We start from the raw sequence: 21,732 nt of genomic DNA, 5'->3' as shown, positions 1-21,732 counted from the left end.
CACTGTCATCGGGGGCAAGCCCCCTCCCACATTTAACAGCCGGGCTTGCCCGCGATCGCGAGAGCCCAGGCCACACATCTATCAGCGCCCGCGATCGCGACGCAGTAGTTTTTTCACGCGCATGACCAGCGCCTTGTCTTCAAACGGCTTGAGTAAATAATCATCTTCATGCAATTCCAAGTCGCGCAGACGGTCTTCGATCCCACCCGGGCTGGTCAGAAACAATACCGGCGTCTCGCCTTTGTGCCGAATCGCCTGCTGCAACTTCCAGGCGTTCTGCCCGGGCAGCATCACGTCCAGAATCACCAGGTCGTACTCGTTGCCCTCGACAAGCCGCTGGGCGGCCATGCCGTTGGCCGCGACTTCCACGGAATAACCGGCCTCGTTCAAACCCTGGGCCATCCGCTGTGCTTCTTCGGATTCATGTTCCACTAACAGCACGCGCATAACACACCTCGATTGATCAGACCTGCAGGCTAACACCCTGAGGTGTGCGCCGCCTCACGCAGGCGCTGTGCATCGAGGATTTCGATCTCGCCATAGCCCAGGCGCACGATGCCCTGGGCTTGCAGGTCCTTGAGCAAGGCGTTGGTGGTCTGGCGCGACAGGCTCAACATCGCCGCCAGGTCTTCCTGGGGTAACTGCAGGCGGCGTTTTGAGGGCTCGATGTCGCCGTACCCTTCAATGATCATCAACAAACGATGAGCCAGCCGCACCGAGGCGGGCATCAGGCTGAGCTGTTCGAGGCCGATGAAACTCAGGCGCAACTTTTGGCTCATCAGCAAGGCCAAGTCGCGCCAGTACTGCGGGGTTTCATCGAGAATGTCGAGCAATGCCTGCTGGGGCACCTGCAACAGCCTGCACGGCCCGACCGCACAGGCGTCGTGGGTGCGCGGCAGGCCGTCGAACAGGCAGATTTCACCGAACCAGTAGGGCGACTCCACCAGGCTAAGCAGCGCTTCCTTGCCCTGCTCATTCACCGCGCTAATCCGCAAACTGCCGTCGAGCACCGCATACAAGCCGCAGGGCGGGTCACCGCGCTTGAACAGGTATTGCCCCGCCGTCAGCAGCCGCAGCCGCGCATGGACCAGCAGACTATGCTGAAAAGCGCCGGGCAAGTGGCTGAACCAGTGCCCGGCAGCCAGCCGGGGTCGCCATTGCTCTGCGTTCATGAGAACTCCGAAGATTGTCGCCCAGTTGACAGTTAGGCGAAGGCTGACAGGGCATGATCAAACATCCTACAGGAGGAATAACAATGAAAAGCCTCGTCGACCACCTCAGTCAATACGCCGCCTACCACCGCGACCCGCGCAATATCGCCAGCCACTTTATCGGCATCCCGCTGATCGTGGTCGCCGTCGCCGCGTTGCTTTCACGCCCGGAGTGGCCGCTGGCCGGGCTCTGGCTGTCGCCGGCACTGATCGTCGCGCTGCTTGCGGCGTGGTTCTACCTGCGCCTGGAACTCGCGCTGGGCGTGCTGATGAGCGTGTTGATGGGCTTGTCGGTGTGGGCCGGGCATGTACTGGCGGCGCAAAGCACGCCGGTCTGGCTGAGCAGCGGCATCGGTATGTTCGTGGTGGGTTGGGTGATTCAGTTTGTCGGGCATTACTACGAAGGCAAGAAGCCGGCGTTTGTGGATGATGTGTCGGGGCTGATCGTCGGGCCGTTGTTTGTGGTGGCGGAGTTGGCGTTTTTGCTGGGGTTGCGGCACGAGCTCAAAGAGCAGATTGAACGCCGCTCCGGGCCAGTCGCTCGCCGAGATCTGAAGCCGAGAGAAGTCTGAATGTGGGAGGGGGCTTGCCCCCGATAGCGGTGGGTCAGTCAATATCTTCAGTGACTGATCCACTGCTATCGGGGGCAAGCCCCCTCCCACATTGGGTGTTGTAGTGTACTTAGGCTTTTTGCCAGACCTTGGGTTTGAAGAACAAGGTCTCGCCTCGTGCCAGGCCGATCAGGCTGTCGTGGTCTTTCACCACTTCGGCTTCGATCAGTTCGCTCTGGCCTTCGACTTTCAAGGTCACCCGCGTGGTCGCCCCCAGCGGCCGGATATCGCGCACTTCGGCGGCATGGTGGTCTTCCAGTTCATGGCGCGACAGCGACACTTCGTGGGGGCGGAACAGCACGTGTTGGTCGCCCCCCAGGTGCAGGCGGTTGGAGTCGCCGAGGAAGTGGTAGACGAAATCGCTGGCCGGGTTCTCGTAGACGTCGCCCGGTGAGCCGATCTGCTCGATCACGCCCTTGTTCATCACCACGATACGGTCGGCGACTTCCATCGCCTCTTCCTGGTCGTGGGTCACGAACACCGAGGTCAGGTTGATATCTTCGTGCAGGCGCGCCAGCCAGCGGCGCAGCTCTTTGCGCACCTTGGCGTCGAGGGCGCCGAAGGGTTCGTCGAGCAGCAGCACTTTGGGCTCCACCGCCAGGGCGCGGGCCAGGGCGATGCGCTGACGTTGGCCACCGGAGAGTTGTTCCGGGTAGCGGTCGGACAGCCAGTCCAGTTGCACCATGTTCAACAGTTCGTGGACTTTGACTGCGATCTGGCTTTCGTTCGGGCGCTGGTTTTTCGGCTTCATGCGCAAGCCGAAGGCGACGTTATCGAACACGGTCATGTGGCGGAACAGCGCGTAGTGCTGGAACACAAACCCGACGTTGCGATCACGCACGTCGTGGCCGGAGACGTCTTCACCGTGGAACACGATGCTGCCGGTATCCGGGGTTTCGAGACCGGCGATGATGCGCAGCAAGGTGGTCTTGCCGCAGCCGGAGGGCCCCAGCAACGCCACCAGCTCGCCACTCTGGATGTCCAGGTTGATGCTGTTCAGGGCCTTGAAGGCGTTGAAGTTCTTGCTGACATTACGGACTTCGATGGACATGGATTATTCCTCAGCCGCAGCTGCGCGCAGGCGGTTGATACGGTTCTCGCTCCACTGCTTGAGCAGCAGGATGAAGAGCGCCAGGATCAGCAACAGACTCGCCACCGCAAACGCGGCGACGTGGTTGTATTCGTTGTAGAGAATCTCGACGTGCAGCGGCAACGTGTTGGTCACGCCGCGAATGTGGCCGGACACCACCGACACCGCGCCGAACTCCCCCATCGCCCGCGCGGTACACAGCACCACGCCGTAGATCAGGCCCCATTTGATATTCGGCACGGTGACATGCCAGAACATCTGCCAGCCATTGGCGCCAAGCAGCCGCGCGGCTTCTTCTTCCTGGGTGCCTTGTTCCTGCATCAGCGGGATCAGCTCCCGGGCCACGAACGGCACGGTGACGAAGATGGTCGCCAGCACGATGCCCGGCAAGGCGAACACGATCTGGATGTCATGCGCCTGCAGCCACGGCCCAAAGAAGCCCTGGGCGCCGAACATCAGCACATAGACCAGGCCCGCGATCACCGGCGACACCGAGAACGGCAGGTCGATCAGCGTCACCAGGATGCTCTTGCCACGGAACGAGTACTTGCTCACGCACCATGCGGCGCTGACGCCGAACACCACGTTGAGCGGCACCGAGATCAGCACGGCGACCACCGTGAGCTTGAGCGCCGACAGCGCATCGGGCTCGAGGATCGCGGTGAAGAACGCGCCGAGGCCATTCTTCAAGCCCTGGGACACCACGATAAACAGCGGCAGCACCAGGAACAGGAAGAACACCAGCCAGCCCAGGCTGATCAGGATGCGCCGCGACAGCGCACTGCCACGCCGGGCAGCGTTGGCCGAGGACGCAGCGGAGATAGACGATTGGGACATGTTCCGCGCCTCCTTATGGGTGTTCGATGCGCCGCTGCAGCAAATTGATCAGCAGCAGCAACACGAAGGAAACCACCAGCATCAGCACACCGATGGAGGTGGCGCCGTGGTAGTCGTACTGGTCGAGCTTGACCATGATCAGCAGCGGCAGGATCTCGGTCTTCATCGGCATGTTGCCGGCGATGAAGATCACCGAACCGTACTCACCGACGCCACGGGCAAACGCCAGGGCGAAGCCGGTCAGCCAGGCAGGCAGCAACGCGGGCACGAGGATGTAGCGAAACACCTGCAACGGCTTGGCGCCCAGGCAGGCGGCGGCTTCTTCGATTTCCCGGGGGATATCGGCGAGGACCGGCTGCACCGTGCGGACCACGAACGGCAACGTGACGAAGGTCAGCGCCAGGGTGATGCCCAAGGGGCTGTAGGCGATCTTGAAGCCCAGGTCGGCAGCGAACTGGCCGACCAGGCCGGTCGGTGTGTACAGCGCAGTCAGCGCGATACCGGCGACGGCGGTGGGCAGGGCGAACGGCAGGTCGATCATCGCATCGATGATCTTGCGCCCGGGGAAGGTGTAGCGCACCAGCACCCAGGCCAGCAGCGTGCCGATCAGGCCATTGATCAGCGCGGCGTACAGCGCGGTGCTGAAGCTCAACTTCAATGCCGCCAGCACACGCGGTGCGGTGATGATGTTCCAGAACTGATCCCAGGTAAGTTGAGCGGCGTGTACAAACATCGCCGCGAGGGGGATGAGTACGATCAGGCTGAGGTACACCACGGTGTAGCCCAGCGTCAGCCCGAAGCCGGGTATGACGGGGGAAATACGACGCGACATAAAAGTCCTTGGTTAGCAGGTCTGACACACAAAACCCGCAGGTGAATGCGTGCTCTGTAGGAGCGGGCTTGCCCGCGAAAAACGTCAACGATAATGCGCACATTCTGGGTGCATGCGGTGCCTGGACCTTCTTCGCGAGCAAGCTCGCTCCTACAGAGGGCGGTGTTTTTATTGCGCCGAGTAGATCTGGTCGAACACGCCACCGTCGTTAAAGAATTTCGGCTGCGCAGTTTTCCAGCCGCCGAAGTCTTTGTCGATAGTCACCAAATCCAGCTTCGGGAACTGCTGGGCGTATTTGGCGGCGATTTTCTCATCGCGTGGGCGGTAGAAGTTCTTCGCCGCAATCTCCTGGCCAGCCGGGCTGTACAGGTGCTTGAGGTACTCGGTAGCGATCTCGGTGTTGCCCTTTTTCTCAGCGTTCTTGTCGACCACGGCCACAGGCGGCTCGGCGAGGATCGACAGGGACGGTACGACGATGTCGAACTTGTCGGCGCCGCCGTTTTCTTTCAATGCCAGGAACGCCTCGTTTTCCCAGGCCAGCAACACGTCACCCTGACCGTTGTTGACGAAGGTGATGGTCGAACCGCGCGCCCCGGTGTCGAGGACCGGTACGTGCTTGAACAGCTCTTTGACGTATTCCTGCGCCTTGGCTTCGCTGCCACCGGCTTTCAGGCCATAGGCCCAGGCGGCGAGGAAGTTCCAGCGCGCACCGCCGGAGGTTTTCGGGTTCGGGGTGATGACCGCCACGTCTTTCTTGATCAGGTCGCCCCAGTCCTTGATGCCTTTGGGGTTGCCCTTGCGCACCAGGAACACGATGGTCGAGGTGTACGGGGTGCTCGCATCCGGCAGGCGGGTCTGCCAGTTTTCCGGCAGGGTCTTGCCCAACTTGGCGATTTCGTCGATATCACCGGCCAGGGCCAGGGTCACGACGTCGGCACGCAGGCCGTCGATCACCGCACGGCCCTGTTTGCCCGAGCCGCCGTGGGATTGCTGGATCTTGACGCTGTCGCCGGGGTGGGACTGTTTCCAGTAGCTGGTGAACTCAGCGTTGTAGTCCTGGTACAGCTCACGGGTCGGGTCATACGAGACGTTGAGCAACTCGTAGTCCTTGGCAACGGCAGACCCGGCAAACACGGCGCTGGCCAAGGCAGCCAGGGCGTAACGGCGAATCGACGACATAGAAAGCTCCTGAAATTCCGGGGTGTTGGCTGACGACTGTAGGAGCGAGCTTGCTCGCGAAAAACGTCAACGATAACGCTGCACATCAGGTGCAACGCGTTGCCTTCAAGCTTTTCGCGAGCAAGCTCGCGCCTACAGGGGCATTTCTTATAGTGATGGGTTCTATCGCCGCTCTTGCTCAGGCCGGTTTGTTACCCGGGTTCTGCAGGCGGAATTTTTCTTTGCGTTCGATCTGTACTACTTGAGCGTTGTGTACAGTGATTTCCACCGCGCCAAAGCGCAGATCGCGCAACGCGCTCTGGATCTCACGCAAAATGGCTGCTTCGTCCTGGCCGTCGACGCTACGTAGAGATGCGCTCATGGTCTCGCTCCTGAAATGAAGAGTGCCGCGCAGTGGCGGCACTGCTTGCGGCGTGAGGGCGATAGTAGATAAGCGCTGATATTCTTAAAAATACTATTTAAGAATGTTTATATAACCAGAAAGAATTTTCTGGCCGGACGTGGGGTTACGACGGCGTTTTGTGGCCAAGTGCCAAAATCGAGCCTGGCGAATATCCAATTGTGGGAGGGGCTTGCTCCCTCCCACACTTGACTGCATTTCAACTCGGGATGGCGGGGGCTCGGTCCCAATCGATCTCACACGCCGGCATCGGGCGGCCAAACCAATAGCCCTGGCCCATGTCGCAGTTTTGCTCCAGCAGGAACCGCGCCTGCTCCACCTGTTCGATCCCCTCGGCGTGTACCTGCATGCCCATGCTTTTCGCCAGGGCGATCACCACGCGCACGATGGCGGCGTCGTCTTCATCCCACGGCACCCCGGCGACAAAGCCCTGGTCGATCTTGAGCTTCTGCACCGGCAGGCGCTTGAGGCGCAGCAGCGACGAATAGCCGGTGCCAAAGTCGTCAATGGCCAGGCGCAGGCCCAGCTCGCGCAGGCGGTGCAGTTGTTCCAGGGCCACTTCGGGGTCTTCCATCACCGCGCTTTCGGTGACTTCCAGCTCCAGGTAAGCCGGGTCCAGGCCAGTGTCGTGCAGCACCTTGGCGACTTGCTCATACAACTCGCGTCGCGCAAACAAGCGACTGGACACGTTGATCGCGATAAACCTCAACGGCACGCCGTCCTCCAGCCACTGGCACATCTGGGCGCAAGCCTCGTGCATGACCCAGGCGTCGATATCGGCAATCAACCCGGTGCGTTCGGCGATGGGGATGAACTCGACCGGCGGCACCAGGCCACGCTCCGGGTGTTGCCAGCGCACCAGGGCTTCGACGCCGATCAGGCGGCTGGTGTGCAGGTCGTGAACCGGCTGGTAGTAGACACGCAGCTCCTGCTGGTCGAGGGCGCGGCGCAGTTCGCCGGCAATTTCCACGCGGTTCTGCGCGTGGGCAGTCAACTCTTCGGTGTACAACGCGTAGCCTTCACGGCCGACGCTCTTGGCCTTGAACAACGCGGAATCGGCGTTACGCAACAACTGCTGGGCACTCAGCGCGTCGCTGGGAAACAGGCTGATGCCAACGCTCGCACTGATAAACAATTGGTGGCCGTCGAAATTGAACGGGAGTTTCATCGCATCGAGCATGCGTTGCGCGAGCGCGGCGGCCTGCACCACCTGTGGACAGTTTTCCGCCAACACCGCGAATTCGTCCCCGCCCAGCCGCGCCAGCGTCACGCCGGTGCCGAATTGGCTTCTCAGGCGTTCACCGACCAATTTGAGCAACTGGTCGCCGACGTTATGGCCCAGGCTGTCGTTGATGATCTTGAAGTGGTCCAGGTCGAGCAGCAGCAACGCACAGCCGCGTTTATGCACTTGCGCCGAAGCCAGGGCCTGCTCGGCGCGGTCGGTGAACAGCAGGCGGTTGGGCAGGTCGGTCAGCGGGTCGTGGTGCGCGAGGTGCGCCAGTTCGTGCTCGGAATCCTTGATGGCGCTGATATCGGAAAACACCGCGACGTAATGGCTGACATGGCCGAGGTCGTCGTGAATCACCCGGATGGTTTGCCACTGTGGATAAATCTCGCCGCTTTTGCGCCGGTTCCAGATTTCCCCGCTCCACTCGCCGGTTTGCTCCAGGGCCAGGAACATCTGCTGGTAAAAACTCGACGAATGGCGGCCTGACTTGAACAAGCTGGGTTGCTCGCCCATGACATCTTCGCGCCGATAGCCGGTGATCGCCATAAAGGCCCGGTTCACATGGACGATCTGCCCCTTGGCATCGGTGACCAGCACCCCTTCACGGGTGCAATCGAACACGGCAGCGGCCTGGCGCAGGCGCTCACGACTCTCTTTGAGCGGTTGCTGCAATTCGTTGACGCGCGCAAAGCGCGCGCAAATCAGGTAAATCACCAGGGCGCTGAGGGCCACCCACACATAGCCGCGCAACTGCAGCCACTGATCTAACTCAACCGGGTCATCGAGGAACTTGATCAATACCCGGTGAGTAAGCACAACCCACAGCAGCGAAACCAGCAGATATACCAACCCCGCGCGCCGGGCACCTCGGTATGAGAACAACATATGGCCAGTAATCCTTACTAAAAAGCTAGATTCGCCCTACAAAGGTTACGGATTATAGAATAAGAAACATCCCGTCACTCCTATCTGAAAGGTCGGCTGGTTTTCTCTGTGAGCTTAGTGATAATGCGTGAGCTGTTTTTTTCTTTATCTGAGGGCCATACAGCCTATGTGGTACAACGGTTTTCTTGACCTGTCAGCCTGGCAACTGGTGGCAGTCACCCTGTTGATGACCCACGTGACCATTATTGGGGTCACCGTCTATCTGCACCGCTATTCAGCCCATCGCTCCCTGGAGCTCAATGTCGGCCTGAAACACTTCTTCCGCTTCTGGCTGTGGCTGACCACGGCGCAGAACACCCGCGAGTGGACCGCCATCCACCGTAAGCATCACGCCAAATGCGAAACCGTCGACGACCCGCACAGTCCCGTCATTAAAGGCCTGTCTACCGTATTGCGCAAAGGTGCCGAGCTCTATCGCGCCGAAGCGGAGAACCCCGAGACCCTGCGCATCTACGGCAAGAACTGCCCGGACGACTGGATCGAACGCAAACTCTACACGCCCTACCCGCTTTTGGGTGTGGCAATCATGGGTGTGATCGACCTTCTGCTGTTCGGCACCATCGGCATCACCATCTGGGCGATCCAGATGATGTGGATTCCATTCTGGGCCGCCGGTGTGATCAACGGCCTCGGCCACGCCGTGGGCTATCGCAACTTCGAATGCCGGGACGCGGCGACCAACCTGGTGCCGTGGGGCATCATCGTGGGCGGCGAAGAGCTGCACAACAACCACCACACCTACCCCAACTCTGCCAAGCTGTCGGTGAAGAAATGGGAATTCGACCTCGGCTGGGCGTGGATCAAGCTGTTCAGCTTGCTGCGCCTGGCCAAGGTGCAGCGCGTCGCGCCGATCGCCCACCGCGTCGAAGGCAAGGGCCACCTGGACATGGACACCGCCATGGCGATCCTCAACAACCGTTTCCAGATCATGGCCCAGTACCGCAAGCTGGTGATCGGCCCGCTGGTCAAGCAGGAACTGGAGAAGGTCGATCACTCGGTGCGCCACCAGTTCCACCGTGCCAAGCGCCTGCTGTCGCGGGAAACCAGCCTGCTGGATGACCGCCACCACCTGCGTATCCAGAGCATGCTGGAACACAGCCAGGCCCTGAAAGTGATCTACGAAAAGCGTCTGGCCCTGCAGCAGATCTGGCTCAAGACCAGCTCCAACGGCCACGATATGCTGGCCGCGATCAAGGAATGGGTGCATGAGGCCGAGGCCAGCGGCATCCAGTCCCTGCGCGATTTTGCCCACCAATTGAAGACCTACTCGTTGCGCCCTGCAACGGTGTGAACACGCGGAGGGGAAGGCTTGCCTTCCCCTTTGATCGCTTTTTTGACGCCATTCTCCAGACACCCATAAATCCGTCACAATCGCCCCCAATGACGGAACTTAGACGCAATTCGCCCCTCTCAAACAACACTTCGCCATCATGGTGGCCCCTTGTTGTGACCGCTGCTGAACCCTGCGGCGCGCCCAGAGAGAGTTGTGCCGATGGTCCAAGAAAAAACGCACCTGCCCGCTCCCCCCACCGCTGAACCCCCACGCCCCGCAGCCGCAGCAACCTTGCTGGCGTTGATGCACGCCCAGGGCGAGGTCGAGCGGCTGAGTGAGCGTGAGCAATTACTCAGTTCCCTGCTGGTCAGCGTGAATGCGGTGCTATGGGCCATCGACTGGGCGTCGCGGCGCGTGCTGTATGTGAGCCCGGCGTATGAGCGGGTGTTCGGCCGTTCCGCCGGCATGCTGCTGGCCGACCACCGGGAATGGCGCAACAGCATTCACCCCGAAGACCTCGACTACGCCGAACACAGCCTGGCCAGCGTACTCGAACAAGGCGCCGTGGAAGACCGCGAGTACCGCATCATCGCGGCCGGCGGGCAGATTCGCTGGCTCAGCGACAAGTGCTACATCAACCAGCAGGCCGAACCGGGCGAACCATTGATCGTGGTCGGCATGGCCGAGGACATCACCGACAAGAAACAGTTGGAGCTGGAGCTGCACCGCCTGGCCACCACCGACGTGCTGACCCAGAGCAGCAACCGCCGACACTTTTTCGAATGCGCCAACCAGGCCTTCGACAGCGCCCGCGCCCAGGCTGCGCCGCTGGCATTCCTGCTGCTGGACATCGATGACTTCAAGGACGTCAACGACACCTACGGCCACTTGGAGGGCGATCAGGTGTTGCGGCGCATTGCCGAGAGCGGTCGTGGCGTACTGCGCCGTGGCGACCTGTTCGGGCGCATTGGCGGCGAAGAGTTCGCCGCCGTGCTGCCCGGTTGCGCGCCGGAGATGGCGCAGCAGGTCGCTGAGCGGCTTGGCAAGGAAATCCAGGCGTTGAGCTTCAGCTATGAAGGCCACGCGTTCACCGTGACGGTCAGCCAGGGCCTGGCCAGCCTCAACGAGCAAGACTCGACCCTGGACAGCCTGTTCGCCCGCGCGGATGGCGCCATGTACGAGGCCAAGCGCCTGGGCAAAAACCGCGTGGTTGCTGGCTAGAGAATCAACACAGATCACATGTGGGAGGGGACTTGCCTCCTCCCACATCTGAATTTCATAGCCCTTTAGGCCTTGCGCAACCTCATCAGCTCCGACAGCCCCACTTTCAGCAAGCGCGCGGTCTTGCTCCTGACCAGCGCTTCCAGCCCTTCATGCTCGGTCAACCGCGCCATCTGCGCCGCCAGGTTCATCACCAGCGCCTCCCGCGAATACACCCCGCCTTCCAGGGAGTAGATCGCCGCGATCAACTGGCGCAGTTCCAGCGGCAAGCGCCAACGCGTGCGCAACGCCGAACCGTAGGCGGCACCCAAGGCGTGCAGCGACTCGCCAATCGCTTCGTCATCCAGCGCCCCGCCACCCTGGCGCCAGTCTTCCAGGCAGCGCAACAACGCCAGGTCGCCGAGCCGATGCAGGATGCCCGCGCTGTAACAGCGCTCGTGGTCCAGCTCCAGCATGCGCGCCAGGCGGCGGGCGTAGTCGGCGGTGTCCTGGGACAACTGCCAGTGACGCTCGGCATACGCCACCAGGCCCGGATCACCCAATACCACGTTGTGCTTGAGCGCCAGGCCGAGTATCAGGTTCATGCTTTGCCCGGCCTGCAGCTTGTGCAACGCCGCCGACAGGGTCTGCACCGGCGTGCCGTGATGGCCGGCGCTGTTGGCGGCGGCGATCAGCACGGCAGTGATCTGCGGGTCCATACACACGCGGTCTTCCAGGCACTTGAGGTCCAGGCCCTCCGGCCCGAGGCTGTCTTGCACGGCGGCCTTCACATCGACCCACAGCGGCGCGCCATCGCAGGCGTCGCGGCGGCGCTCGAGGAACACCGGCAAGGTCATGCCCGGCGCCAGTCGCGGCACTTCGCAGTACACGCTTTCGCCTTCGTTGAGCAGCAGGTCTTGCAGGCGCTGGGTCAGGCCGTCCATGTTCAGCGGTTTGGTCAGATACGCCGTGGGCGCCAAGGGCAAGGCCTCACGCACACTGGCGCTGTCATTGCGACTGCTCAAGAGGATGAACGGCAAAGCGGGCGAGCGACGCTGCTGACGCACATTGCGCAACAGGCTCAGGCCATCGATGCCCGGCAGTTCCCAATCCGCCACGATCAGGTCGTAGGCTTTGTCGCGCAGCAGCGTAGCCGCTTGCCGGCCATCGCCACACATATCCAGCCGTGCGTCGCAACGCACATTCAACAACACCTGCTTGAGCAGGTCCCGCGACCAAGGGTCTGCCTCAGCAATCAACACCCGGGGTACAGCGGGTAAATCCACAGCACTCATCCTGCACGCTCCATCTGCAATGCCTGCACCTTAGACAATGCGGCGGCCTACGTACAATGAACAACCACTGAATGTGCTGCATCAGGTAAAAAAAAACCCGCCGAAGCGGGTTTTTTCTATCGATCGGTTCAGCCCGGGCTTACAGCTCGGAGAAGCACTCTTCGATGATTGCCAAGCCTTTGTCCAGTTGCTCGTCCGGCGCGGTCAGCGGCACCAGGATGCGCAACACGTTGCCGTAAGGGCCGCAGGACAGCAGGATCAAGCCTTTCTCACGCGCCTTGGCCACTACAGCGGCAACGGCAGCAGCGTTTGGCTTGTGGGTGTCGCCACCTTCGAACAGCTCGATCGCGATCATCGCGCCCAGGGCACGCACATCGCCAATCACCGGGTACTTGGCCTGGATGGCCTTGAGGCCGGAAACCAGACGCTCGCCGACGGCTTTGCAGCGATCCAGCAGGTGCTCTTCTTCGAACACTTCCAGCACGGCCAGGGCCGCGGCGCAAGCGATCGGGCTACCGGCGTAGGTGCCGCCGAGGCCGCCTGGCGCGATGGCATCCATGTATTCGGCCTTGCCGCACACACCGGCCAACGGGAAACCGCCGGCGATGGATTTGGCGAAGGTGGTCAGGTCGGCAGTCACGCCCATCTGTTCCATGGCGAAGAACGTACCGGTACGGCCGGCACCGGTTTGCACTTCGTCGGCGATCAGCAGGATGCCGTGCTTGTCGCACAGTTCGCGCAGGCGCTTCATGAAAGGTTTAGGCGCGACGTAGAAACCGCCTTCGCCCTGCACCGGCTCGATGATGATGGCAGCGATATCACGCGGCTCGGCATCGTTCTTGAAGATGCGTTCGATGCTGGCAATGGAGTCGTCGACGCTCACGCCATGCAGTTCGTTCGGGTACAGCGCGCGGAAGATGCCGCCTGGCATCAGGCCCATGCCGGCCGAGTAAGGCACGACTTTACCGGTGAGGCCCAGGGTCATCATGGTGCGACCGTGGTACGCGCCGGTGAACGCGATGATGCCGGCACGGCCAGTGGCAGCGCGGGCGATTTTCACGGCGTTCTCAACCGCTTCGGAACCGGTGGTGACCAGCAGGGTTTTCTTGGCGAAATCGCCTGGGACCTTGGCGTTGATTTTTTCGCACAGTTCCACGTAAGGCTCGTAGGCCAGTACCTGGAAGCAGGTGTGGGTCAGCTTGTTCAGTTGCTCGGTCACGGCCGCGATGATTTTCGGGTGTACGTGGCCGGTGTTCAGCACGGCGATACCGCCGGCGAAGTCGATGAACTCGCGACCTTCAACGTCGGTCACGGTGGCGTTCTTCGCGGACTCGGCGAAGATCGGGTGAATCTGGCCAACACCGCGTGGTACAGCGGCTTCGCGGCGTTTCATCAGGGAAGCGTTGGTCTTGCTCATAAAGTCCTCATTCGCCACTCATCGGGTGGCGTTGTTCAAGGAATACGTGGCGGGGGGCAACTACGGCAGCATGCGATGATCGACTGACACAGCGTTCCCGGCCACTACGAATAACGGTGTAAAACACGCAAAGGGTCAGCGCTCTCGTGCCCTTTGCGTTTGCAGCAATGCCTTGCCGGGCTTAGATGCCCAGGCAGAGGTATTTGATTTCCAGGTAATCCTCGATCCCGTACTTGGAACCTTCACGGCCCAGGCCCGAAGCCTTGATACCGCCGAACGGCGCCACTTCGTTGGAGATCAACCCGGTGTTGACGCCGACCATGCCGTATTCCAGGGCTTCGGCCACACGGAACACACGGCTCAGGTCACGCGCATAGAAGTAGGACGCGAGGCCGAACTCGGTGTCGTTGGACATCGCGATCACTTCGGCTTCGTCCTTGAAACGGAACAGCGGCGCCAGTGGGCCGAAGGTTTCTTCCTTCGCCACAGCGGCATCTTTCGGCACGTTGGTCAGGATGGTCGGCTCGAAGAAGTTACCTTCCATGACCTTGCCGCCCGCCAGCAGCGTGGCGCCTTTGGCCAGCGCGTCCGCAATGTGTTCCTGGACCTTGGCCACGGCTTTGCCGTCGATCAGCGGGCCGGTGGTGGTGCCGTCTTCCAGACCGTTGCCGATCTTGAGCTTCGCCACCGCCACTTTGAGTTTTTCCGCGAACGCGTCGTACACCGCGTCTTGAACGTACAGACGGTTGGCGCAGACGCAGGTCTGGCCGTTGTTGCGGTACTTGGAGATGATCGCGCCTTCGACGGCCTTATCCAGGTCAGCGTCGTCAAACACGATGAACGGCGCGTTGCCGCCCAGCTCCAGGGACACTTTCTTGATGTCCTTGGCGCATTCGGCCATCAACTGGCGACCGATTTCGGTCGAGCCGGTGAAGGACAATTTACGCACGATCGGGTTGCTGGTCAGCTCGCTGCCGATATCGCCGGCGCTGCCGGAGACCACGCTGAACACGCCTTTCGGAATGCCGGCACGCTGCGCCAGTTCAGCCAGGGCGAACGCCGAGAACGGCGTTTGCGAGGCAGGCTTGAGCACCATGGTGCAACCGGCGGCCAGGGCCGGGCCGGCTTTACGCGTGATCATCGCGGCAGGGAAGTTCCACGGCGTGATCGCAGCAGTCACGCCGATCGGTTGCTTGATCACGATCAGACGCTTGTCCGGCTGGTGGCCAGGAATCACATCACCGTAGATGCGCTTGGCTTCTTCGGCGAACCACTCGATAAAGGAGGCGGCGTAGACAATTTCGCCCTTGGCTTCGGCCAGCGGCTTGCCCTGTTCCAGGGTCATCAGGCGCGCCAGGTCTTCCTGGTTCTCGATGATCAGCTCGAACCAGCGGCGCAGCTTGTTGGCGCGCTCCTTGGCGGTCAGCGCACGCCAGGCCGGCAGCGCTTTGTCCGCCGCTTCGATGGCGCGGCGGGTTTCAGCGGCGCCCATCTTCGGCACAGTGCCGAGAATCTCGCCCGTGGCGGGGTTGTTGACCTTGATGGTCTGACCGTTGTCCGCATCGACCCAAGCCCCATCGATAAAGGCTTGCTGGCGGAACAACTGGGCATCTTTAAGCTGCATGTCGGCTTTCCTTAACAGCACCGCGCGCGCGCGGAGCGAATTAGAGTTGTTGAAAGGCGCCTTTGGGGGCTGCCGTCAGGGAAATCAGCCCCTGCGTGCAAGCAAGTGGAGAGCGCACGGGAGACAGAGCGTTTGAAATCTCAAACGAATCCTAGGATCAAAGGGGGTACAGGGCAATAGGATGTTCGAAAAAAAGAACGAAAACCGCTTATTTGCCGGATTTATCGGATCAGCGACCTTCAGCCCCGTTTCCCGCCACCGCTCCCTCGCACCCGGCGCAGAGCCCCGACACAGACAATTCCTACCCGCCAGCAGCCAAAAACCAGCATGGACGCCCAAGGTCGACATGGGTATGATGTCGCCCGCACAAGCATCCGTAGCTCAGCTGGATAGAGTACTGCCCTCCGAAGGCAGGGGTCGTGGGTTCGAATCCCGCCGGGTGCACCACATACTCGTTTCTGGCTGTCTCAGACAGTCTACGAAACATCCCAAGAAGCCCGCCTTGTGCGGGCTTTGTTGTTTCTGCTTGTCTACAGTCATCTCCCCCGCCACGTGATGAATGCCCATTTGTCGACAAGTCGTTTCGTTTGTTGCGATTTTCGTTTGTTTCGAATATAGATTGTGACTGGTTGCTGATCAGCAGCCATGAAAACAGCTGAATAGAAAGTTTTGGAGCTAATCATGACCACCGCCAACCTCGCTCGCACCATTCTTCCCGATGAGAAGGAAATCGCTGCGGCCGTGGCGTCAAGCCGTCAGTTGGCCGCCTTCCTCACAACAAAATTTGAGACACAACGCATTGAGTTGGTTGACGAAACGCAACACCGCGAAGTCGTCGAACTTCCTACTTTCGCCCTCCGTTTACTCGGCGAAATTTTAAGCGAACTCGCGCTGGGTAACGCCGTCAAGGTCGTGCCGATTCATGCGGAATTAACGACCCAAGAAGGGGCAGACATGCTCAATGTTTCGCGGCCTCACCTGGTGAAACTACTGGATAACGGCGCATTGCCCCACACCAAAACCGGGAGACATCGTAGGATCAAGTTCGCTGATCTAATGACCTACAAGGAGCAACGCGACCAGGCAAGCCGTAATGCCATGGATGAGCTAGCTGCACAAGCCCAGGAATTAGGGATGGGGTATGAATGAGGCATTCACCTTTCACAGCCTTCTATGACGCGAATGTTCTCTACCCTGCACCACTGCGTGACTACTTGATGCATCTAGCCTTGACCGGCGTGTACCGCGCACGCTGGTCAGCTCTGATTCATGAAGAATGGAAGCGCAATCTACTGATCAACCGTCCAGAGCTTACACGTGAGCAATTGGACCGAACGTCCTCGCTGATGGATAAAGCCGTTCCGGATGGTATTGTCACTGAATACGAGCCTCTTATAGAGGGACTGACTCTACCGGACGCTGACGACCGCCATGTGCTGGCAGCAGCTATCAAATGTAACGCCTCGGTTATCGTGACTTTTAACCTTAAGGATTTCCCAAAGAGCGCTCTCGACGCGTTCGATATAGAGCCATTACACCCTGACGACTTTATTGCCGACCTATGGGATCTAGATCAAGCAGCTGTTTTGGAAGCAGCGCAAAGGCAGCGTGCATCCCTGAAAAACCCACCGCATAGCGCACGCGAGTATCTAGATAAGCTACTACAGCAGAAGCTACCCGAAACCGTAAAATTGCTGTCCGGTTTTGAGTTCCTGATTTGAGACTGTGCCCAAGCACGCCGACCCTATGGCTGCACGTTATAAAGAAAACAAATTGGCAAGAGAGATCGGACAACATCGAACGGTCCCAGAACCATTCCCACAGGCATTGCGCGGTTGAATCTGGCAACAATCAAGAATCGCGGCCAGTATCACCGGGAAGCGCTAATCCGCCGCTAGAACTACCCAGCCCAGCGCAAAACCGTCAAAACCAAATCCGATGCCCGAGCCCTGGGCACGCATAAGCGAAAGCGACCGGGATGTTTTTGTCTCTCGCGTCGAGGCTGAACGCACCGCCTTCGATCCACTCATTGATCGCTCAAAGCGCGAAGACTCCACCGCTCCCGCCATTTACAACGAAATGGCAGGAACGATGCCTCGATCAGTACTGCAATGCCAGACGCGTCAGGCGCTCACTTCAGACCCGAGCAGGCGACACAATAATCTTCACATTGTGCTCCTTGTTTTTAACCAACTCCTCAAAGCCCTGCCCCACGATCTGTTCCAACTGGATACGCCCCGTCACCAGCGGCGTAATGTCCAGCCGTCCATCGGCGATAAACGCGATCACGTCAGCGAACTCGCCGTTGTAGGCCAGCGCGCCCATCACCTGTTTTTCCGTCGCCACCAACTCGAAAAAGTTGAACTCGCTGGGCTCCTCGAAGATCCCCACCAGGACGCACTTGCCGGCCTTGCGGATCAGGTCGATTGCGAGCTTGGCCGTGTGTTTGTTGCCGATGCATTCGAAGCTGACATCCGCGCCGAGCCCGCCCGTGAGGCGGCGGACTTCGGCCAGGGCATCGCATTCATTCGGATCGAGCACATGGGTCGCGCCCACTTCCCGGGCCTTGGTCTTGCGGGCGCCGGACATTTCCAGCGCGATCACCTGCGCCGCACCGGCCGCCTTGGCGCACATGATAGTACACAGGCCGATGGTGCCGGCACCGACCACCACTACGTTTTGCCCGAGCAGGCTTCCGGCTTTTTTCACTGCGTGCATGCCCACCGCCAGCGGCTCGATCAGTGCCCCGGCTTCAGCGGGAAAATTCGCCGGCAATTTGTACAGCAGGTTGGCGGGCACGTTGACCAGTTCGGCGAAGGCACCATTGTTCATCAGCCCGGTGAAGGCCAGGTTCTCGCAGATGTTGTACATCCCGTGGGTGCAGTAGTAGCACGTGCCGCAATGCTGGCACGCATCGGCCGCCACCGGTTCGCCGACGCTGAAGCCCTGTACGCCGGCGCCAAGTTCGACGATCTCGCCACAAAACTCATGCCCGAGAATGCACTGCCCCTTTATCCCGGTCAGCGGGTGCGGGGCGTCGACCGGTATGAACACCGGCCCGGCCACGTACTCATGCAAATCGGACCCGCAGATTCCGCACCACTGCACGCGGATCTGCACCCAACCGGCCGGCGGCGAAATGGGCAGCGGGACGTCTTCGACGCGGATATCGTGACGGCCGTGCCAGACAGCGGCGCGCATGCTGCGTTGCGGATTGATCGAAAGGGTCATAGCGAAATCTCCTTGGAACGATTGGCCCTGGCGCCCCGCAAGAGTCCGCCAGGAGGGGCGTCAGCGCGGTAGCACAAGGTCCAGAACCAGTCGATTGAGCTGTTGCGGCATGCGACTCATGACGCCGCCACGGGCAGAACCGGGAAAGGGAGTTGGGCAGGACATCGGGCACCTGTTTTTATTATTGGGTCACCAGTCGGGCTGGTTACCAGAGCCAGAGCAAGGCCGGTGCCAGATCCGCAAAAGCACCTGAACAGGCCTTGCTTAGAGCGGTCCGCTGGAACCCCAGGGGCGGCCGCGATCGCGTTGGAATGAGACGCGCCATGCCAGACCACACCTGGTGGCAATGAGACGGCGAGACGTTGCGTCTCACCGCCCGCCCCGCGTTCAGCGCTTGCGCAACACCTCCAGGCGCGCCGGCAAGTCCTCCTGGGGAAAGCGCGCGTGCAACGCCAGCAGCTTCTCATCCGCCGCTTGGCTGTCCCCGGCCGCCCGCAGGTTGACGATTTCCTGCAAGCCCTCTTCCAATGAAGGCAGTGCAACCGGTGCGCGCTTGCTGAGCCTGGCCGGCGATTGATCCAACAACGCCCCGGCAATTTCGGCTTGGACCGGCGCGCTTTCGGCTCTGGGCGCGACGGCCATCCGGGCCATCGGCGCGGGGGCCGGGCGGGCGCTTTCTGGGTGGGGCGCGGAGAACGTCGCCGGGGAGATGTCGGGTTGAGGCACGGGCGAGCGCATGACCACGCCGATCATCAGCGCTAACCCTGCGACGGTGGCGAATGCCATCTGCCAGCGTGGGCGTTGGCAGGCGTGCAGCCAGCGTTGCCAGCGGCTGGGTTGCGGCGCTGGGGTTTCGCGGCGGGCGGTGGCGAGAATGAAGGCATCGAGGGACGCCGGTGGCTCGCCGCGGCTGTGTTGACGCACGTGCTGGATGAGCAGGTCGTCGGGGTCGGGGGTGTATCGGGAGTCGGTCATGCGGGTATCTCCTCGGCCAGCAGGCGGCGCAGTTTCTGCTGGGCGTAACGCAGGCGGCTTTTCACGGTTTCCAGCGGGGCGCCGGTGAGGGCGGCGATCTGCGGCACGTCGAGGTCGCCATGCAGGCGCAGCAGGAAGACTTCGCGCTGGTCTTCGGGCAAGTCTTGCAACGCGGCGTCGAGACGCGCCTGGTCGCGGCTCAGGCTCAGATGCTGCTCGGGGCCGGCGCTGGTGTCGGGCTGGGCGTGCAGTTGTTCATCGTAACTGTCGTGCAACGGGTTGTGGATGCCGTGCTTGCGCCAATAGTCGATCAGGCGGTTGCGGGCGATCTGGAACAGCCAGGTACGAAAACTCGCCCGGCCTTGTGGCTGGGTGGCGCTGCGGATCAGGCTGAGCCAGGTCTCCTGATAAATTTCCTCGGCCAGTTCGGCCTTGTTGCTCAGGGACACCAGGAAGCGGTAGAGACCTTGGCGGTGCCGCGCGTATAAGGCTTCGAACGCGGCGCCGTCACCGCTTCGGTAGCGGGCCAGCAGCGATTCGTCGCTGGGTGAATCATCTGGAGCGGGCATGTCGGTGGCGAACTCCTTTCTGGTCGTTGTGTTCACGATCAAGGTTTGAGGCTTTGCGCCACTTCCACCAGTTGCACGAATTCATTGCGCAAGCCGAACGGGTCATCGCCCCGGGCAGAGCGGGCGAGTGCGGCGGTGTCCTGCAAACTCATGCTGCCAGTGTAGCGGCCATCGCCCTTGAGTTGCTGGGCGAAGGCGGCCACGGCGGCGCAGAAGCGCAGGTCGTCGCTGGCCTTGGCCGAGGCGTTGCTCACCGGCCGCTCGATCAAGCGGCTCGCGCCACCGGCCGCGGGCTTGTAGCGCACGCGCAACATGGCCAACTCATCGGAAGCGCCCGACACCGCAGGCGCGGAGGCATAGCGCAGCGGCTCCAGCCAGCCCTGCTGGCCCTTCGGTACAATTTCGTACAGCGCGGTCAGCGTGTGCCCGGCGCCGATCTCTCCCGCGTCGACCTTGTCGTTGTTGAAGTCCTCACGCTTCAACGCGCGGTTTTCATAACCCAACAAGCGGTATTCGCTGACCTGGGCCGGGTTGAATTCCACCTGCACCTTCACATCCCGCGCCACCACCGCCAGGGTCGAGCTGAGTTGGTCCACCAGCACCTTGCGCGCTTCGCGCAGGGTGTCGATGTAGGCGTAGTTGCCGTCGCCCGCGTCGGCCAGTTGTTCCATCAGGTGTTCGTTGTAGTTATCCACACCGAAGCCGAGGGTGGTCAGCGACACACCGCTTTTGCGTTGTTCCGCGGCCATTTGCTTGAGGCTGTCGAAATCGCTGACGCCGACATTGAAGTCGCCATCGGTGGCCAGCAGGATGCGGTTGATGCCCTGCTCGATAAAGCCTTCGCGGGCCATCTGGTAGGCCAGTTCGATGCCTGAAGCACCGGCGGTGGCACCGCCCGCGCTGAGCTGGTCGATGGCGTTGCGCAGCTTCACTTTGTCGCGCCCGGAGGTCGGAGGGAGCACCACGCGCGACTCGCCGGCGTAGACCACCAGCGACACACGGTCTTGCTCGCGCAATTGATCCACCAGCAATTTCAGGGTGCTTTTCACCAGCGGCAAGCCTTCGCGACGGTCCATGGAGCCGGACACATCGACCAGAAACACCAGGTTGGCCGGCGCCAGCTGCGCTACGGCGCGGTCGGAGGCCTTGATGCCGATGCGCAGCAGTTGGGTGCGCGGGTTCCACGGGGTGGCCGCCAGTTCGGTGGTCACGCCAAACGGCGAACCGTCGGTGGGCAAGGCGTAGTGATAGGGGAAGTAGTTGAGCATTTCCTCCAGTCGCACAGCGCCCTCGGGCGGTAGACGGCCTTGGTTGAGGAAACGTCTCACGTTGGCGTAGCTGCCGGTGTCGACGTCGATGCTGAAGGTCGAGACCGGCGTTTCGGCGACCCGATGCACCGGGTTGTCCGGCAGGTTGGCGTACTGCTCGCGGGGTTCGCTTTGGTAATCCAGGGTTGCCGACTCCTGCATCCGCATCGGTGCAGGCATCGCCTGGCGCTTGACCAACGCGCCCTGGACCGGCGCGCTGTGCAGCTCGGCGACGGGCTCAGCCGGTTTGGCTAAATCAGGCGGCGAAGACAGCCCACAACCGGCCAGCGCCACCAGCAAAGTAACCGCAAAGCCCTGGGCAGCAGGACGCAGGAAAAGCAGAGGACGGGACATGGACTGAACCTCGTGAATGAATGATCCGTTCACAAGGTCAGACGCAAGGTGTGGGGTGTTCGGGTTAAACCCTGGTTTAGATAACACCTCGATCAGTGTGGGAGGGGGCTTGCCCCCGATTGCCAACTGTCAGCCACTGCATCGGGCGACTGAC

20 protein-coding genes and 1 tRNA gene are annotated in these 21,732 nt (G+C 61.2%); 6 read left to right on the top strand and 15 right to left on the bottom strand.

Going from position 1 to position 21,732, the window contains the following annotated elements; all coding sequences use genetic code 11:
- Positions 1-81: 81 nt before the first annotated feature.
- Entirely contained in the window at positions 82-447 is a 366-nt protein-coding gene (locus tag AC07W0_RS16070; protein ID WP_017848604.1) for a response regulator, read from the bottom strand.
- 29 nt (positions 448-476) lie between these two features.
- Positions 477-1,172 (bottom strand): Crp/Fnr family transcriptional regulator, encoded by a 696-nt coding sequence (locus tag AC07W0_RS16065; RefSeq protein WP_102617781.1) that lies wholly within the window; start codon positions 1,170-1,172, stop codon positions 477-479.
- Between the two features lie 83 nt (positions 1,173-1,255).
- On the opposite strand from AC07W0_RS16065, the gene AC07W0_RS16060 reads away from it, so the two are divergent.
- Positions 1,256-1,783, top strand: coding sequence for an Mpo1 family 2-hydroxy fatty acid dioxygenase (locus AC07W0_RS16060; RefSeq protein ID WP_102617782.1), 528 nt, complete (start codon positions 1,256-1,258; stop codon positions 1,781-1,783).
- Between the two features lie 109 nt (positions 1,784-1,892).
- On the opposite strand, the gene AC07W0_RS16055 is transcribed toward AC07W0_RS16060, so the two are convergent.
- The 6 genes from AC07W0_RS16055 to dibA form a co-directional block, all read right to left on the bottom strand.
- A complete protein-coding gene (locus AC07W0_RS16055) occupies positions 1,893-2,873 on the bottom strand; it encodes a sulfate/molybdate ABC transporter ATP-binding protein (RefSeq protein ID WP_017848607.1) in 981 nt (326 codons plus the stop codon).
- A 3-nt stretch (positions 2,874-2,876) separates the two neighbouring features.
- Positions 2,877-3,749 carry a sulfate ABC transporter permease subunit CysW gene (gene cysW / locus AC07W0_RS16050; RefSeq protein WP_017848608.1) on the bottom strand — a complete coding sequence of 291 codons (873 nt, stop codon included), beginning with the start codon at positions 3,747-3,749 and terminating at the stop codon, positions 2,877-2,879.
- A 13-nt stretch (positions 3,750-3,762) separates the two neighbouring features.
- Entirely contained in the window at positions 3,763-4,581 is an 819-nt protein-coding gene (gene cysT, locus AC07W0_RS16045; RefSeq protein WP_017848609.1) for a sulfate ABC transporter permease subunit CysT, read from the bottom strand.
- 168 nt (positions 4,582-4,749) lie between these two features.
- Positions 4,750-5,760, bottom strand: a complete 1,011-nt coding sequence (locus AC07W0_RS16040; protein ID WP_017848610.1) for a sulfate ABC transporter substrate-binding protein — start codon at positions 5,758-5,760, stop codon at positions 4,750-4,752.
- Between the two features lie 178 nt (positions 5,761-5,938).
- Complete coding sequence (oscA, locus tag AC07W0_RS16035; protein ID WP_010565387.1) at positions 5,939-6,121, bottom strand: sulfur starvation response protein OscA; 183 nt, start codon at positions 6,119-6,121, stop codon at positions 5,939-5,941.
- A gap of 238 nt (positions 6,122-6,359) precedes the next feature.
- On the bottom strand, positions 6,360-8,273 hold the full coding sequence (dibA, locus tag AC07W0_RS16030) for a phosphodiesterase DibA (RefSeq protein WP_102617784.1): 1,914 nt from the start codon (positions 8,271-8,273) through the stop codon (positions 6,360-6,362).
- A gap of 166 nt (positions 8,274-8,439) precedes the next feature.
- On the opposite strand from dibA, the gene desA reads away from it, so the two are divergent.
- Complete coding sequence (gene desA / locus AC07W0_RS16025; protein WP_017848612.1) at positions 8,440-9,624, top strand: delta-9 fatty acid desaturase DesA; 1,185 nt, start codon at positions 8,440-8,442, stop codon at positions 9,622-9,624.
- A gap of 201 nt (positions 9,625-9,825) precedes the next feature.
- Entirely contained in the window at positions 9,826-10,827 is a 1,002-nt protein-coding gene (locus AC07W0_RS16020; protein WP_102617785.1) for a sensor domain-containing diguanylate cyclase, read from the top strand.
- Positions 10,828-10,892: 65 nt separating this feature from the next.
- Here the strand turns inward: AC07W0_RS16020 and AC07W0_RS16015 are convergent, their stop codons facing one another.
- From AC07W0_RS16015 to gabD, 3 genes are all read right to left on the bottom strand, one after another.
- Entirely contained in the window at positions 10,893-12,101 is a 1,209-nt protein-coding gene (locus tag AC07W0_RS16015; protein ID WP_102617786.1) for an HDOD domain-containing protein, read from the bottom strand.
- A 139-nt stretch (positions 12,102-12,240) separates the two neighbouring features.
- Positions 12,241-13,518 (bottom strand): 4-aminobutyrate--2-oxoglutarate transaminase, encoded by a 1,278-nt coding sequence (gene gabT, locus AC07W0_RS16010; protein WP_017848615.1) that lies wholly within the window; start codon positions 13,516-13,518, stop codon positions 12,241-12,243.
- A 181-nt stretch (positions 13,519-13,699) separates the two neighbouring features.
- Positions 13,700-15,142 carry an NADP-dependent succinate-semialdehyde dehydrogenase gene (gene gabD, locus AC07W0_RS16005; RefSeq protein WP_017848616.1) on the bottom strand — a complete coding sequence of 481 codons (1,443 nt, stop codon included), beginning with the start codon at positions 15,140-15,142 and terminating at the stop codon, positions 13,700-13,702.
- A gap of 370 nt (positions 15,143-15,512) precedes the next feature.
- Here gabD and AC07W0_RS16000 point away from each other — a divergent pair.
- The 3 genes from AC07W0_RS16000 to AC07W0_RS15990 all read left to right on the top strand — a co-directional run bounded on the left by AC07W0_RS16000 (position 15,513) and on the right by AC07W0_RS15990 (position 16,863).
- Positions 15,513-15,589 (top strand) — tRNA-Arg (locus tag AC07W0_RS16000).
- A 234-nt stretch (positions 15,590-15,823) separates the two neighbouring features.
- Positions 15,824-16,291, top strand: a complete 468-nt coding sequence (locus AC07W0_RS15995; RefSeq protein ID WP_046488815.1) for a helix-turn-helix domain-containing protein — start codon at positions 15,824-15,826, stop codon at positions 16,289-16,291.
- Positions 16,288-16,863 carry a PIN domain-containing protein gene (locus AC07W0_RS15990; RefSeq protein WP_046488818.1) on the top strand — a complete coding sequence of 192 codons (576 nt, stop codon included), beginning with the start codon at positions 16,288-16,290 and terminating at the stop codon, positions 16,861-16,863. The genes AC07W0_RS15995 and AC07W0_RS15990 overlap by 4 nt, the downstream gene beginning before the upstream one ends.
- Positions 16,864-17,278: 415 nt before the next feature.
- On the opposite strand, the gene AC07W0_RS15985 is transcribed toward AC07W0_RS15990, so the two are convergent.
- From AC07W0_RS15985 to AC07W0_RS15970, 4 genes are all read right to left on the bottom strand, one after another.
- Entirely contained in the window at positions 17,279-18,343 is a 1,065-nt protein-coding gene (locus tag AC07W0_RS15985; protein ID WP_226926362.1) for a 2,3-butanediol dehydrogenase, read from the bottom strand.
- Between the two features lie 417 nt (positions 18,344-18,760).
- Positions 18,761-19,348, bottom strand: coding sequence for a protein kinase family protein (locus AC07W0_RS15980; protein ID WP_102617787.1), 588 nt, complete (start codon positions 19,346-19,348; stop codon positions 18,761-18,763).
- Positions 19,345-19,917 carry an RNA polymerase sigma factor gene (locus tag AC07W0_RS15975; RefSeq protein WP_017848620.1) on the bottom strand — a complete coding sequence of 191 codons (573 nt, stop codon included), beginning with the start codon at positions 19,915-19,917 and terminating at the stop codon, positions 19,345-19,347. Before AC07W0_RS15975 ends, AC07W0_RS15980 begins: the two co-directional genes overlap by 4 nt.
- A 38-nt stretch (positions 19,918-19,955) precedes the next feature.
- Complete coding sequence (locus tag AC07W0_RS15970; protein ID WP_102617788.1) at positions 19,956-21,578, bottom strand: vWA domain-containing protein; 1,623 nt, start codon at positions 21,576-21,578, stop codon at positions 19,956-19,958.
- Positions 21,579-21,732 lie beyond the last annotated feature (154 nt).

This window comes from Pseudomonas sp. GW704-F2 (assembly GCF_059423025.1).
The sequence above is the reverse complement of the archived record's forward strand: the minus strand, read 5'-3'. Positions and strand labels throughout refer to the sequence as shown.

Bases quoted from the DNA above. Each gene is read 5' to 3' on its own strand.
- AC07W0_RS16070 (WP_017848604.1), bottom strand. From the start codon at position 447: ATGCGCGTGCTGTTAGTGGAACATGAATCCGAAGAAGCACAGCGGATG.
- AC07W0_RS16065 (WP_102617781.1), bottom strand. From the start codon at position 1,172: ATGAACGCAGAGCAATGGCGACCCCGGCTGGCTGCCGGGCACTGGTTC.
- AC07W0_RS16060 (WP_102617782.1), top strand. From the start codon at position 1,256: ATGAAAAGCCTCGTCGACCACCTCAGTCAATACGCCGCCTACCACCGC.
- AC07W0_RS16055 (WP_017848607.1), bottom strand. From the start codon at position 2,873: ATGTCCATCGAAGTCCGTAATGTCAGCAAGAACTTCAACGCCTTCAAG.
- cysW (WP_017848608.1), bottom strand. From the start codon at position 3,749: ATGTCCCAATCGTCTATCTCCGCTGCGTCCTCGGCCAACGCTGCCCGG.
- cysT (WP_017848609.1), bottom strand. From the start codon at position 4,581: ATGTCGCGTCGTATTTCCCCCGTCATACCCGGCTTCGGGCTGACGCTG.
- AC07W0_RS16040 (WP_017848610.1), bottom strand. From the start codon at position 5,760: ATGTCGTCGATTCGCCGTTACGCCCTGGCTGCCTTGGCCAGCGCCGTG.
- oscA (WP_010565387.1), bottom strand. From the start codon at position 6,121: ATGAGCGCATCTCTACGTAGCGTCGACGGCCAGGACGAAGCAGCCATT.
- dibA (WP_102617784.1), bottom strand. From the start codon at position 8,273: ATGTTGTTCTCATACCGAGGTGCCCGGCGCGCGGGGTTGGTATATCTG.
- desA (WP_017848612.1), top strand. From the start codon at position 8,440: ATGTGGTACAACGGTTTTCTTGACCTGTCAGCCTGGCAACTGGTGGCA.
- AC07W0_RS16020 (WP_102617785.1), top strand. From the start codon at position 9,826: ATGGTCCAAGAAAAAACGCACCTGCCCGCTCCCCCCACCGCTGAACCC.
- AC07W0_RS16015 (WP_102617786.1), bottom strand. From the start codon at position 12,101: ATGAGTGCTGTGGATTTACCCGCTGTACCCCGGGTGTTGATTGCTGAG.
- gabT (WP_017848615.1), bottom strand. From the start codon at position 13,518: ATGAGCAAGACCAACGCTTCCCTGATGAAACGCCGCGAAGCCGCTGTA.
- gabD (WP_017848616.1), bottom strand. From the start codon at position 15,142: ATGCAGCTTAAAGATGCCCAGTTGTTCCGCCAGCAAGCCTTTATCGAT.
- AC07W0_RS15995 (WP_046488815.1), top strand. From the start codon at position 15,824: ATGACCACCGCCAACCTCGCTCGCACCATTCTTCCCGATGAGAAGGAA.
- AC07W0_RS15990 (WP_046488818.1), top strand. From the start codon at position 16,288: ATGAGGCATTCACCTTTCACAGCCTTCTATGACGCGAATGTTCTCTAC.
- AC07W0_RS15985 (WP_226926362.1), bottom strand. From the start codon at position 18,343: ATGCGCGCCGCTGTCTGGCACGGCCGTCACGATATCCGCGTCGAAGAC.
- AC07W0_RS15980 (WP_102617787.1), bottom strand. From the start codon at position 19,348: ATGACCGACTCCCGATACACCCCCGACCCCGACGACCTGCTCATCCAG.
- AC07W0_RS15975 (WP_017848620.1), bottom strand. From the start codon at position 19,917: ATGCCCGCTCCAGATGATTCACCCAGCGACGAATCGCTGCTGGCCCGC.
- AC07W0_RS15970 (WP_102617788.1), bottom strand. From the start codon at position 21,578: ATGTCCCGTCCTCTGCTTTTCCTGCGTCCTGCTGCCCAGGGCTTTGCG.